Annotated in this window: 8 protein-coding genes and 1 pseudogene; 6 read left to right on the top strand and 3 right to left on the bottom strand. The window is 45.0% G+C overall.

Going from position 1 to position 14,029, the window contains the following annotated elements; translation table 11 throughout:
- Positions 1-4: 4 nt before the first annotated feature.
- Together BVG16_RS17925 and BVG16_RS17920 are read right to left on the bottom strand one after the other, a co-directional pair.
- Positions 5-1,105 carry an alanine racemase gene (locus BVG16_RS17925; protein ID WP_078500236.1) on the bottom strand — a complete coding sequence of 367 codons (1,101 nt, stop codon included), beginning with the start codon at positions 1,103-1,105 and terminating at the stop codon, positions 5-7.
- A gap of 12 nt (positions 1,106-1,117) precedes the next feature.
- Positions 1,118-1,759, bottom strand: a complete 642-nt coding sequence (locus BVG16_RS17920; protein ID WP_078500234.1) for a helix-turn-helix transcriptional regulator — start codon at positions 1,757-1,759, stop codon at positions 1,118-1,120.
- A gap of 258 nt (positions 1,760-2,017) precedes the next feature.
- Here BVG16_RS17920 and BVG16_RS17915 point away from each other — a divergent pair, with 258 nt between their 5' ends.
- The 4 genes and pseudogenes from BVG16_RS17915 to galU all read left to right on the top strand — a co-directional run bounded on the left by BVG16_RS17915 (position 2,018) and on the right by galU (position 9,143).
- Complete coding sequence (locus tag BVG16_RS17915; RefSeq protein WP_408635348.1) at positions 2,018-3,157, top strand: S1C family serine protease; 1,140 nt, start codon at positions 2,018-2,020, stop codon at positions 3,155-3,157.
- 22 nt (positions 3,158-3,179) lie between these two features.
- Entirely contained in the window at positions 3,180-5,081 is a 1,902-nt protein-coding gene (locus tag BVG16_RS17910) for a stalk domain-containing protein (protein WP_078500230.1), read from the top strand.
- A 341-nt stretch (positions 5,082-5,422) separates the two neighbouring features.
- A pseudogene (locus BVG16_RS34200) lies at positions 5,423-8,089 on the top strand (DUF3656 domain-containing U32 family peptidase); the annotation flags it as partial.
- A 181-nt stretch (positions 8,090-8,270) separates the two neighbouring features.
- Positions 8,271-9,143 (top strand): UTP--glucose-1-phosphate uridylyltransferase GalU, encoded by an 873-nt coding sequence (galU, locus tag BVG16_RS17900; protein WP_078500227.1) that lies wholly within the window; start codon positions 8,271-8,273, stop codon positions 9,141-9,143.
- Positions 9,144-9,217: 74 nt separating this feature from the next.
- Here galU and BVG16_RS17895 read toward each other — a convergent pair whose 3' ends face one another.
- Positions 9,218-11,680, bottom strand: a complete 2,463-nt coding sequence (locus tag BVG16_RS17895) for an O-antigen ligase family protein (RefSeq protein ID WP_158081724.1) — start codon at positions 11,678-11,680, stop codon at positions 9,218-9,220.
- Positions 11,681-12,278: 598 nt separating this feature from the next.
- On the opposite strand from BVG16_RS17895, the gene rfbA reads away from it, so the two are divergent.
- Positions 12,279-13,148: a glucose-1-phosphate thymidylyltransferase RfbA gene (gene rfbA, locus BVG16_RS17890; protein ID WP_078500223.1), complete on the top strand. Its 870-nt coding sequence runs from the start codon at positions 12,279-12,281 to the stop codon at positions 13,146-13,148.
- Positions 13,149-13,234: 86 nt separating this feature from the next.
- Entirely contained in the window at positions 13,235-14,023 is a 789-nt protein-coding gene (locus BVG16_RS17885) for an ABC transporter permease (RefSeq protein ID WP_078500221.1), read from the top strand.
- Positions 14,024-14,029 lie beyond the last annotated feature (6 nt).

Raw genomic sequence — 14,029 nt, 5'->3', positions numbered from 1 at the left:
GGACCTACTCTAATTTGCCTCGAGCTAGAACAGGCACAGCGATATATTGGTCTCCATCTTGCCAGATCACTTGATTGTGAAGATTGACGGTGCTGCAAATGTGGTTCGGTATAATTCGCAGTTGGTCACCCACCTGCCACGAACAGTCGGGTGCAACACGCAGCATGCCATGTTCTTCGCTTAAACGCTCCAGAATGGCATCGGGTGCTCCAATGACATGGCCGAATCCGATTAACCGCGCTGGCTCGCTGTTCGGCTGGACATCCGTTGCGAAAGTCTTGCTGCCGCCGTCGATGACGACGAGATCGGGACTTGGACGGCTGACAACGGTGACGAGTACGCTGCCCGCGCAATCCTCTATTGCGCATACGCCTAATGCGGCTTGCATCCGGTCCTGATAGACATAAGTGCCCGGACGGACCTCGGTTACACCTTTCACCTGCGCTGCAAATACGGCAGTAGGCGTAGAGCCGACGCTCACATCAGCAATGTTCAATCCTGCAGCACGCATTTCTTCCACTAGCTTCACCATCATTTCGCCTTCTTCACGACCTGCCTGTTCCAAGTCACGTGTCGGTCGACCGTCCAGGAGTGCGCCGCGGAAGGTGTATATGCCAGTGAGATGCAGTCCCGCTAGATTATGAATCTGTTGGGCCAACGCTACGGCATTCGTCATGGCAGCACCTGTACGGCGCAAGCCTGTATCGATCTCTAGCCGCGTCTCGAGCGTGACGCCTTGAGCAGTAGCTGTAGCGGCGAGAAGGCGTGCGCCTTCGAGGCTATCGACAGCTGTAATCAGGCGAATGGATTTGCTTAATGCAGCCGCACGTTCGATCTTCGATGCGGTAACGAGGGGATACGCGACAAAGATATCGCGGATCCCGCCCTCTGCCATCACTTCGGCTTCTGAAATTTTCGCGACCGTAATGCCTGATGCACCTGCTTGAAGCTGTTGATGGGCAACGGAAGGGAGCTTGTGTGTCTTCGCATGGGGGCGAAGCTTCGCATCCGTCGAGCTGATCGTCGCGGCCATCGTATTCACGTTGCGTTGTGTTTGCTGGGCATCGATGATGACACATGGTGTCTCAAGGAATGTTTTCGTCATGGGAGATCCCCCTTATTCAGCAGTTTTCGATTCTTCTAAATAGCTGTACAGCGTATACTTCGAAATGTTCAAATAGCTGCAAATCCGTTCGCCTGCTTTTTTGATCAGAAAAGCACCTTTCTTGTCGAGCAGTTGGATCAGACGGGTCTTATCTTCCTTGGACATCGCTGCTACCGGCTTGCCGATGTACTCCTGAGCTTCTTGAATGAGTTGATCCAGCAGGTCGGACACATTCGTAACGAAGCTTTCCTTCACTTCGGGCTGCAAACCGGAAGCGGTGAGAGATTGTAAGGTTTTCTCGGCGATCATGAGTTCTGTGATGTCATAATTGATGCAAATGGACCCGATAACAGTACCCTCGTTATTCCGCATATAGAGGGAAGTCGAGCGTAGGATCCGTCCGTCCTTGGTTTGCGTCACGTAATTAATCTTATTGCCGTCGTCGGATTGGCCGCGCAGCAGCTCTAGTCCTAAGTTCGTACCGGGATCACCGACTTTGCGTCCTGTGACATGACCGTTCTCGATCGCGACGATGGTGCTGTCATAAGGACGTGTTAAATCATGCAGCACGACCTCGCAGTTATCCCCAAATTGGGCGGCAATCCCGCGAACGAGGGAGGTTAGAAATTCAAATTCAACTTGCACGTTTTCCATCTCTCGTGAATCACTTCCGTTCCCTAATAATCTGGTTATGGCACAAATGATAGCATAGTTGGAGACGAAATCAAACAAAAAGTTTGTTCGACTAAAAAAAAGTTATATTTTCAATTATGAAGCCTATGTAAAGAGCATATTCCAACATGCATTCGCGTAGGATGAGAGAGGCTTAAAAAATTGAAACCACTGGAAATTTATGCTACATTGATAATGCTTTTAATTCATAGTTTCATAGAGTGGAGAAAAGGGGGATCGATGATGTCCAAGAACAGAAGTGGTAAGCGACAACGCAACCGCAACATCGTATGCAGCGCCGTGATGGCATTCGCTATGCTTGGGGGTACGACAGTAACCGCAGCACAGAGTCAGACTGCATCGTTAGATGCGAAGGTTATTGATGGACAAGTCTATGTCAAAGCAAGCAGTATGGTCAGCACGCTTGGCGGACAAGGGGCGTACGATGCCAAGAGTAAAACCTATCAATATACGAAAGAATCGATTCCTAGCATCGTCAAGAAGTTATCGCCTTCTGTAGTTGCGATTATCGGTAAAGTGAACGTGAACGGGAGCAGCAGCTCAGACCGCTATAATCTGGCGCATGGGACAGGCGTTGTCTATAAAGCAGACGGTTGGATCATTACGAACGCTCACGTGGTCAGCGAGCTGGCTAATGCCGTGGTTGTCACATCAGACGGGAAGTCATACAACATTGTGAAGCAGTATGTGGATGAAATTAGCGATATTGCGCTGATTCAGATCAATGCAAAGAAGCTAACGCCAGCGACCTTCGCGGCTTCGACTTCCACCTTGGAAGTGGGCGAGACGGTTGTTGCATTGGGAACGCCTATCTCGTTTGCTTTTCGCAACTCAGCTTCGATGGGGATAATTAGCGGCCTGAACCGCAGCGTCGATTCTATGTACAAGCTCATCCAGACCGATGCGGCGATCAATCCGGGGAACAGCGGCGGTCCGCTCGTGAATGTGAAGGGTGAGGTCGTAGGAATCAATTCGTTAAAATATTCAGCGATAGGCGTCGAAAATATGGGCTTTTCCATTCCTTCCGATACGGTTCAATATATTGTGAATCAATTGACGAAGTACGGGAAAGTGAAGCGGCCTTCGTTAGGTTTTGAGATCGAGGAGAGCTGGTCGGCGATTGTCGGACTTCCTACGAATGAACCGTTGACGGTGACCCGTGTGGATTCGGATGCAGCGGTGAAGGCGGGCATTAAAGTTGGTGATGTCTTGTACTCGGTGAATGGGCGCCAAGTGACAACAGAGCTGGATATTCATGAACTATTTAAAAGTATGATGCCTGGGCAGACCGTGAAGCTGATGATGCAATCCGGCGGCGATCTGGTGCAGCGATCCATCGCATTAACAGAAATGGACTAGAAGTGAAAGAGGGGAAGCTCTGGTGAGTAAAAAATTAGGCTTATGGTGGATCTGCTTGGCTCTGATGGTAACCATGATCGTACCGAGTGTTGCAGCAGCAGACGGGAACAACAGTGTGGAATTACGATTCAAGGTGGGCAGCGTGATAGCCTCCATTAATGGCCAACGAACTTCGATTGCGAAGCCTTATCGTGAGAAAGGTGCGACGATGGTTCCGTTGTCGTTGATCACAAAGGCATTTCATGTGGATTTTTCATTTGAAAACAATACAAAAATTACGTTAACCTCAACGGACCATACCATTCAATTTGTGATCGGCAGTACGAAAGCAACGGTGGATGGCCGGACGGTAGAGACGGGTGCTGCGCCAAAGCTGGTCGGCGGTGTGGTGATGGTTCCGCTTCGTGTGGTCACGGACACGCTGGGTGCTACCTTACGCGTAGAAGAGGATAAGACGATTGTCGTTACAGGTCGTGCGGATCAGACCGGGGCAGACGACGGGGGCAGCAATCCTAGCGGGATTAATAGTGATGCAGGTAAGACGATGATTGGGGATAGCTACAATGGCTGGTCCATGCGATACCCGACAGGCCTTGTGAAGCATTACCAGAGTGAAAATGATGGCTATATTACATTCACCGATGAAAAAGGAACCTATCTTCTCGCTGTCTATGTGGAGCCGCAGTCCGATGCGTTAACGAATGAGGATGTGCTATCGAAGCTTGCGGATAGTGCGGCACAAGATGGTAGTCTTGTTGTAGATAAGAAGATCGTGGATAGTGCAGCGATTCCTTACGTGCAGATCATTACCAAAGGCGAGGACGCCATCTTTAGTGCGATCCGAGGTTATTACGCGAATGACGCTTATTATGAACTCTATTATAGTGACGGTCTAGCGAAGAACTATAAGGATTTAGCGAAGCATAATGATTTGCTCAATTCATTCCGGCCTTCATTTGATTCTAAAAATGCAAAATTAAAGGATCTTTCGACGGTTGTAGGCGGTATGCGCAAAGCGGAAAATAAGGATTATGGAGTTACTGTTTCCGTTCCGGCGGAATGGAGTATAGACGCAGCGAACTTAATGTTTGTAGGCAGTGGTAGCACCCAATTGACCTTCGATATTTCTTCGGCGGCAGCTGGCCTGACGGCTGAACAGTGGGCGAACCAAATGGATCAATATTTCAAGGATGTCTTCCTCCCCGAGTATTGGAAACAGCTTGGCACATCGTCGATACAAGTAGATGGTCATGCTGGGGCGCTGAAAAAGTACCAGTATACGGTGGGGGATGAGTCATTCGTCCAATATGAGGTGTTCCTGATTGTAAATGGCTACAAATATCTCATTGAATTTGATGATGCAGCGAACAACCCGAATACGGAAACCTTGTTCCGTGATTTAATCAACAATGTGAAACTGAATAACAAGCAGCTCGTCGATAATTTTGGCTTTTTAGAGGACTATCGGGCGTATGTCGACCGGACGAAGCGTACCTTGAAAACGTCGAAGAAGAGCGGCATATCCATCTCTATTCCGGACTATTGGACACTTTCTACTGGGGATAGCAGTTCACTGGATAATGGTAAAATGCAGTATCAATTCCCTGGCGGATCGTTCGATCTAGCTGTCAACCCAAGTGAGGGAACGCTAGAGGACGAAGTGGCTTCCTACTTATATGTATATAATCAGCAGCAGGTCATCTATCATAATTATAAAGTGACTAGTCATGAGGCAACGACATTGGCAGGACAACCGGCACATAAGTTCATTTTGGATGGCAAAAACATTCACTATGAGCAAGTGGTGATGGTGAAGAACGGGAAGGTCTATTCGCTTCTATCAACGATGACGAATGCTAATCGTACAGATGTGAATGTAAAAGCCGTGCAGGATGCGGTTCAATCGTTCAAATTAACGAAGTAGATTGAAGTTTCGAAGTCTTACTTTTGCTAGGAATGGTTGATGTAGAATAAGGGACTTCAGAAGTAAAGGTAACTTCATAGCGTTGTTCGAGTACCGCAAGCATAGGGGGAAACCTGGTGTTTGCGGTTTTTTATCGTTGAAATGAGTTGGATCATTGGAATGGTGGTGCACGTCTTGAAAAATATGGCGATGAAAAGTTAGCTGTTAAACTTTCTCTAATATAGATTATTAGGGTGAAAGTTTGGTAAACTAGAGAGTAGGGCTTTTTTCGAATTTTAAATGATTCTTGCAACGAGTTCATTATAAGAATAGAGGGGTATTTTATCATGAGTCAGACAACGCTCACACGAGCGGATATTGAGTTGTTGGCACCGGCAGGCGATTGGGATTGCATGCGTGCAGCGGTAGCCAATGGCGCAGATGCTATTTTCTTCGGCGTAGAGAAATTTAATGCGCGTGCGCGGGCGAACAATTTTCAAATGGATGAATTGCCTGAGATTATGGCATTTTTGCATAGTTATGGTGTCAAAGGGTTCTTAACCTTTAATATTCTAGTGTTCGAGGATGAGCTGCCTGAGGCGAAGGTGCTGATTGATGCATGTATCGATGCGGGCGTGGACGCGGTGATCGTACAAGATTTGGGTCTTGTGAAAATGATCCGCGACATTTCCCCGGACTTCCCGATTCACGGATCGACGCAGATGACGATTACGTCGCCGGAAGCGGTCGAGTTCACGAAGCCATGGAGCATGGAACGTGTCGTATTAGGCCGTGAGAATAACTTGAAACAAATTAAAATGATCGGTGATCAAGCGAAGCTGCCGATGGAAGTATTCGTTCACGGCGCATTGTGCGTATCGTATTCGGGTCAATGTTTAACCTCCGAAATGTGGGGCGGACGCTCTGCGAACCGCGGGGAATGCGCGCAAGCCTGTCGTTTGCCGTATGATCTGATGGTGGATGGCGAGCAGAAGCCGATGGGTGACGTTGCGTACTTATTGTCGCCGAAAGACTTGGCAGCGATTGATATCGTGCCAGAGCTTATCGAAGCGGGCGTAACGTCGTTTAAGATCGAAGGACGTCTGAAAAGCCCTGAGTATGTTGCGAACGTGGTGAGCAAGTATCGGAAGGCGATTGATCAGTATTTTGCGGGAGATCGTACGGGACCGTCGAAGGAAGAAGTTCGTGAATTGCAGCAGAGCTTCTCACGTGGATTTACGCATGGCTTCTTGGATGGAACGAACAACAAGAAGTTGGTTGAGGGAACATTCCCGAAATCTCGTGGTGTATACCTTGGACGTGTGGAACAAATCTTGCGTGATGGCGTCGTATGTAAGATTGAAGCTCCTTTGAAGCGTGGGGACGGGATCGTATTCGATGCCGGGGATCCTACGAAGAAGGAAGAGGGCGGACGCGTCTATGACGTGCGTCGTAAAGGCGTGAAGCTCGAAGGCGAAGCTGAAGAAGGCTGGATTATCGATATTGTGCCAGGTCGGAATGACGTGAACCTGCAGAAGGTTCATGTAGGGGACCGGATTTGGAAAACAAGCGACCCGGCATTGGATAGACGTCTGCGTCAAACGTATGAAACCGAAAAGCCGTATAAAGTATTCCCGGTTCACGTGAAGGTGGAAGGTCGCGTAGGCGAGCCGCTGCGCACGTGGTGGACGGATGTGCAGAAAGGCGTCACCGTACAAGTGGAGTCGGAGCTCTTGCTCGAGGAAGCGAAGAAACGTCCGATGGACGCAACCTTGTTAGAAGAGCAGCTTGGCCGTCTGGGCGGTACGTTGTTCCAGTTGGAGCAGCTCGATGTGAACCTCGAAGGCGACGTCATCGTGCCGATGCGTGAACTGAACGCGTTGCGCCGTAATGCAGTTGAGCAGCTCGAAGGCGAACGTCCGAAACCACCGGTATACGTGAAGCGCACAGTTGAGGTGTACGCGGATGCGAAATCCCGTGGTGGACACGCTGCGGATGGTGGCGGCTTAACGAAGTCACGTGGTGGACAGGCGGCAGATAGTAGCGGCTCAGCGAAGTCGGAGCTTACCGTGTTGTGTCGTACCCTTGAACAAGTACAAGCGGCGGTCACCACGGAGGTTGGCATGATCTATGCCGACTTTGAGTTCATCAAGCAATTCCCGGCAGCCGTGGAAGCGGCCAGGAATGCAGGCAAGCAGATCGCGCTCGTTACACCGCGCATTCACATGCCGAACGAGAACGGCTACCATCGCAACATTCTGAAGCTGCAGCCGGATGCGGTTCTTGTGCGTAATACGGGCGCATTGTACTTCTACATGCGTGCGCGTGCGGAGTATGAAGCTTTCCGCAGCGGTGTGGCTGGAGCTGCTGGAGAGGGCGATACAGTGCTCGCGGGTACAGCGACTGGTCCGTCTAACCTATCGACAGGCAGTTTGGCAGAAACGTTCAAGTCCATGAAGGAATTCCCGCGTCTGATTGGGGACTTCTCCTTGAACATTGCCAATCATAAAGCAGCAGACTTATTCATCGATGCGGGTTGTGACCTCGTCACGCCATCGTATGATTTAAATATCCAACAAATGATGGATCTGCTTGAACGTGCAGATACCTCCAAGTTGGAAGTCGTTATCCATCAGCATTTGCCGATGTTCCATACCGAACATTGCGTGTACTGTACCTTCATGAGTGAAGGTACCAACTACACGAACTGCGGTCGTCCATGCGAAGACCATCGCGTGTCCTTGCAAGACCGTATCGGCATGTCCCACCCTGTGCGTGTGGATGAAGGTTGCCGTAACACGGTCTACAACGCGATCGAGCAGTCCGGTGCCGAGTACATCCAGAACTTCTTGGAGCTAGGCGTATCGAGCTACCGCGTCGAATTCTTAGAAGAGACGGCAGAGCAGGTGCATGAGGTTATTGATCTGTATGACCGTGCTTTGCATGGCGAGATCAGCGGTACGAAGGTATGGAAGACCCTCAAGGCGACGAACCAGTTGGGCGTAACGCGGGGGCAGTTGGTGAAGTAGGGGATCGTGAGAATATGAGGCCTTCGGGAGTAAGATGCCGGAGGTCTTTTTTTAAGTTGAGTACATGCTGGAAACTCTGCGCATTGGAATATTTTATAAACTTTAGGGATAGATACAAGGGGTGTTGTATAATAATGATATATCCTTATTTTATGAAACTAATCAAACCGGAGGTTCAAGCATGAAAATTCGCAAGGCGATCATCCCAGCGGCAGGACTGGGGACTCGATTTCTTCCTGCTACAAAAGCTATGCCCAAAGAAATGCTCCCCATTGTGGATACTCCGACCATACAATACATCGTAGAAGAAGCCGTAGCCTCAGGCATTGAAGATATTATTATTGTGACAGGTAAAGGGAAGCGGGCCATTGAAGACCATTTTGATAACTCATTTGAACTAGAGCATGCCCTTTTGGAAAAAGGGAAAATGGAGCTGCTTGGAGAGGTCCAGAAGTCCTCAACGATGGCAGACATCCATTATATCCGTCAAAAAGAACCCCGCGGACTTGGGCATGCTGTCTGGTGTGCCCGTAAGTTTATTGGAAATGAACCTTTTGCTGTCTTGCTTGGTGATGATATCGTACAGTCAGAAGAGCCTTGCCTGAAACAGATGATAGATGTATTTAATCAACACCACGCTTCTGTTGTAGGGGTAAAGCCTGTGCCGCAATCCGAGGTTTCACGTTACGGGATTGTCGATGGAGAAGCTATCGGCGAGCGTCTATTCAAAGCAAATGGCTTTGTGGAGAAGCCTGCTGCGGATCGATCACCTTCCAATTTAGCCATTATGGGGAGATATATTTTAACTCCTGCTATTTTCGATATACTCGATCAGCAAGATGTCGGTGCTGGCGGGGAAATTCAATTAACCGATGCCATTGCGCGATTAAACCAACAAGAGAAGGTGCTTGCGTATCACTTCCTTGGAAAGCGTCATGACGTCGGCGAGAAGTTCGGGTTTATTAAGACGACGATTGAATATGCTTTGCAGAAAGAGGAATTGCGTGAGGATTTGATGGGGTTTATGCGGGAGATTTTGGGGAGAGAACAGTAATAGTATGAAATGCTAAAACAACGCCTTGATGGGATTTGCATCCCAATTCAAGGCGTTGTTTGTGTAATGCGTAATTATAAATTTGTTAGGGTCTCAATGACTTGTTTTTCGCCCGGATCGATCGCAATTAATGCATCGTAAACGGCCTGATCTGTTGTACCTTGTTTCTGCAAGGCAGCTAAGTACCAACGAGCTAAATCACGGTTGATTACATCATTATAATCTTCCGTAATCGATGGTTTAAGGGTTTCAGCAGCTTTCGCGAAGTCACCCTTTTTAAAGTAAATCTGTCCCATATTTAGAGAGATTTTCGGTGTGATATCAAACGCACGCCCCTGCAACTGCTCTTTAGGCAACGATGCAATGACTTGTTTTTGGGCAATAATTTTATCATAGGCTGCAATGGCGGCATTGTAGTATTGATTCGATGAAAGGTCACCGCCTTGAGCGTTGCCAAATTCAGCATTTAGTTGAATGGCTGTATCATATAATGACATGTTCCACGGATAGTTTTGGAGCTGTTCTTCAATAAATTTTAGTTCCTCCACTTTATTATTACTGAGCTCATATTGTTTCATCTGAAAACTCATTAATATAAAGTTGTACGGTTCTTTAGCACGTGTCTTATCTAGTAAGCTTTGAGCTTCATCATAGAATTGCTGATCCTGATTTTGACTATACACCGACTGCAGAAGCTGAATCTTCAACTGCGCATACTCTGGATGATTCGTACGTAAGCTTAAAGCTTTATTAATAGGCGCAACAATTTCATTGAAATTGTTGCTAGATTGTGTCTGAACCATGTCGCGGGATTTTTTAAAGCTTGCATTCGCACTCAAAGAGGTTTGAGCAAAGATAAACATGAAGATTGAGAGCAAGGCAACGACCGCTGGGAACCCGAATTTGATAGCCTGATTATGTTTAAGCTTCGTTAATTCTTTAGTCTTCGTATTAGAGAGCATGGCACCAAGGCATAGGAATAATAAAATTCCGATATATACATAACTTACGTCAAAGTCGATGGCGCTATGAATGAGCAGTGCAATCGCAATAATGAAGTAATAAAAATGAGAATCACGATCTTTTTCATCACTTCTTATATAATCTCGCAAATATGAATAGAAGAATAGGACTAATAACGCTATGAATACAAGCAGACCAAAGATTCCGACCTCAACAAGATTTTGGAAGAAGAAACTGTGTGCCTGACGGCTTAAGTAAGGATTATGCTGATACTTTTCATACATGGAGTACCAAGCACCGCCACCAGCCCCGAATACTGGGTAGTCAGCAACAAGTTTTATGGCATCTTTATAAAATGTTGCACGTTCCAATACACTGTGTTGTTGAAAGTTAATATTTTCGAGACGGATCTTCACGTTCTCAGGGAGCAGGTTTTTCGCACTTGTTCCGATAAAGACAAACACCATAATGACTCCAAGGATAACTGCCGCAGAAGGCAGATACCATGAAGATCCTTTGCGTTGCCCAAATCCACTAAGTTTACGTTCGAGCCAAGGCCCAAGAAAATGTTGAACTGCTGTTGCAATGATCGCAAGAGCTAGGGAAACACCAAGCGTAAGCATCCAACCTTTTAAAGATTCAGAACCTACAAACTGTCCGTTTACCGATATACCAATTGCAGTAACTTTGTTCAGAATTGCCATCGATGCAATGAAAGCGAGAGCAATGTGAATGGTATACATGATTTGTCTGTATGGTTTTAAACAAAGTACGACGATTAAGAAGACAATCGGCAAAATCACGTAAGCTGCCCGAGATAACGTTAAGAAGAAGGAAAGAATAATTGGGACAAGCATGAACGTATGTAGCGCCGTGACATACCACTTCCGACTTCTTACCACCAAAAAAGTTCCTGCAAATAAAATAGCAATCAAGAATGATGCATATGTATTTGGATATTGGAAGAATGATGCAAGTCGCAGACCGTTCGAATCATTCCAGATCGCTTGTACATAAATCCCTGTTGCTGGATTAATAGGAATCAACCATCCGAGCAGCTTCGCAATGAATTTCCCGTTCCCAAACCAATGGAAGAGCCCGAAAAACACCGTGATGTAAGTCGATGTAACGAGTGTGATTCGAATGATATCATTACCATGCTTCTCCCGCGTAAAATACAAACCAACAATAAAGATGGCTGCAAACATCAGGTAAATGTACACCATATTTAAAGCTTGGTAGTGCGATGCCGCAGGAATAAGTGAAATGAGATAGGAGAGAGGTAAAGCTAGTATGAGTAAGGCAAACCCATCTTTGGTGTCATGAAACTTCCAATTTTTAAATAAATAGATTCCGAGCAGCAGCATAATTACAGCTACCCAACGCATGGCCTGATAGATTGGCCTCTCAAAAGTAAACTCTTGTCCATTAAACAAAGCGGCCCATAGTGGCGCCCAGAGCAGGAATAGTACAGTAATACCCATCAAGAGCCAGTAGAGGACAGATTGATCTCTAGGTACTATTATCGTACGATTACTGGGTGCTTTCTTTTTCCCGTAAGCAGGATTTGACATTTTTCTATAATCTCCTTTTCCGTTCCGAAATAACGACATCATTTTACCATATCTGTGGGGTGGAAGGGAAATGGCTATACTATAAGATCAAAAATTTATAAAGAGGCCTTTTTAATAATGGAGTGATAATATCCATAGATTTAAAAGAAGCAGTTACCCATTTGTAGCGAAATCAACGATCTCGACCATGCGGCTTAATAGATCAGTCTCTCAAAATCATGCATCTGTTCATAAAAAATTGCTAACAGTAGTAATCCACTTCGTAAGAATACCTTGGCTCCGAAGCCCCCAATTGTGTGGATTTCAGAAACAATTCCGTTGGCATAAGAATCAGGACATAATTTTAACATAAGTAGGGGAAAAGAATCGTTGCGCTATTGGATGCTCTGGATAACATTGCATTACTAATGTAGTATTGAATGTATGTGTGTGGTAAAAGAGTTAATATACATTATTTTTTTATATTCAAATATTATATACTAATGGAATAATTAATATATAATTTCGTTAAATAGTATTAGTTAGTATGAATTTGTATCAGAATGGTTAAATTCAAACCACTAACTTTTCAAAAAAGTAGATGATAGGAGAATGTCGTGTGAAAGGAATAATTTTAGCAGGTGGATCAGGTACTCGGCTCTACCCTATAACCAAAGCAACATCAAAACAAATGGTACCAATTTACGATAAGCCGATGATATATTATCCATTGTCAGTCCTCATGTTAGCTGGTATTCGAGAGGTGCTTATTATTTCTACCGATCGTGATTTACCGGGATTTAAAGAACTATTAGGTGATGGAAGTGAACTAGGTATGCGATTTGAATATACTGCACAATCTGCACCTAACGGTCTGGCGGAGGCGTTTATCATTGGAGAGCGATTTATAGGTGAAGATCGAGTTGCTATGGTACTTGGGGATAATATTTTTTGGGGACAAGGCTTTACTCAAAATCTTAAAGTAGCAGGTTCACTTAGAGAAGGAGCCTGTATATTTGGATACTACGTGCAAGATCCAAAAGCCTATGGTGTGGTCGAGTTTGATAATGAAGGGAATGTCATTTCTTTAGAAGAGAAACCAGAACAACCAAAGTCTAATTATGCGATCCCTGGGCTTTATTTTTACGATAATACAGTGGTTGCGAAGGCAAAAACTTTAAAGAAATCAGAGCGTGGAGAATTAGAAATTACTGATTTAAATCAGATGTACATGCAAGAAGAGAGCCTGAAGGTAACATTATTGGGGCGAGGAATGGCATGGTTAGATACTGGAACGCATGATTCGATGCTCGATGCTTGTAATTTTGTAGCAGCGGTGCAAAAGCGTCAAGGAACCTATATCGCATGTATTGAAGAAATTGCTTATCGCAATAGGTGGATAAATAATGAGAAGTTAACTAAGTTGGCACAGCCACTACTAAAATCAAACTATGGACAATATTTAATTGGGTTACTTCAAGAAATATAGGTAGTTAATATGAGGGGGTGTCAAAAACAGGCTAGGAAAAGAATCCTCTTATACTACGTTATTTCGCTAAAATTTAAGGAGGAACAATGAGGTTATTCAAAGAGTTATATCATAATAAAGGTACTATTTTTAGTTTTGCTAAGAATGATTTCAAGAATAGATATGCAGGATCCTATTTAGGAATCGCTTGGGCTTTTATCCAGCCATTAATGCAGATTTTAATTTTCTGGTTTGTATTTCAAGTAGGGTTTCGGACAACACCAGTAGAGGATGTACCTTATATTGTATGGTTTATATGTGGAATGATTCCATGGTTCTTTTTATCGGAAGCGATCATGGGTGGGACAATGAGTATTGTTGATTATACCTATATTGTTAAAAAAGTAGTGTTTAATATAAAAATCCTTCCTCTTATTAAAGTGTTAGTATCATCATTTGTTCATTTATTCTTTGTAGTTTTATTATTTGTTATTTGTGCGTTAGTAAATATGAGTTTTACTCTCCATGCTGTACAAATAATATATTACTCTATTTGTATATTTGTACTTGCTTTAGGACTATCATATTTGACGAGTTCACTAGTTCCATTTTCTAAAGATGTTGGACAAGTAGTAAGTATTGTATTGAATTTTGGATTTTGGCTGACACCAATTGTATGGAATCAAAATATACTTTCTCCTACGTTATTAACGATTTTTAAATTTAATCCAGCGTATTATATTGTACAAGGCTATCGAGATGCATTAGTATACAAGGTTTGGTTTTGGGAAAGACCACTAAGTACATTATATTTTTGGGTTGCAGTGATTATTATTTTCTTTTTGGGGAAATTTATATTTAAAAGACTGAAGCCACATTTTGCGGACGTATTATAAAGGGTG

It is taken from the genome of Paenibacillus selenitireducens (genome assembly GCF_002021565.1).
Lineage (GTDB): Bacteria > Bacillota > Bacilli > Paenibacillales > Paenibacillaceae > Paenibacillus_K > Paenibacillus_K selenitireducens.
This window is presented reverse-complemented; position numbering and strand designations above follow the sequence as displayed.

Excerpts from the sequence above, each read along its gene's own strand:
- BVG16_RS17920 (WP_078500234.1), bottom strand. The coding sequence starts at position 1,759 with ATGGAAAACGTGCAAGTTGAATTTGAATTTCTAACCTCCCTCGTTCGC.
- BVG16_RS17915 (WP_408635348.1), top strand. The coding sequence starts at position 2,018 with ATGATGTCCAAGAACAGAAGTGGTAAGCGACAACGCAACCGCAACATC.
- BVG16_RS17895 (WP_158081724.1), bottom strand. The coding sequence starts at position 11,680 with ATGTCAAATCCTGCTTACGGGAAAAAGAAAGCACCCAGTAATCGTACG.
- galU (WP_078500227.1), top strand. The coding sequence starts at position 8,271 with ATGAAAATTCGCAAGGCGATCATCCCAGCGGCAGGACTGGGGACTCGA.
- BVG16_RS17925 (WP_078500236.1), bottom strand. The coding sequence starts at position 1,105 with ATGACGAAAACATTCCTTGAGACACCATGTGTCATCATCGATGCCCAG.
- BVG16_RS17885 (WP_078500221.1), top strand. The coding sequence starts at position 13,235 with ATGAGGTTATTCAAAGAGTTATATCATAATAAAGGTACTATTTTTAGT.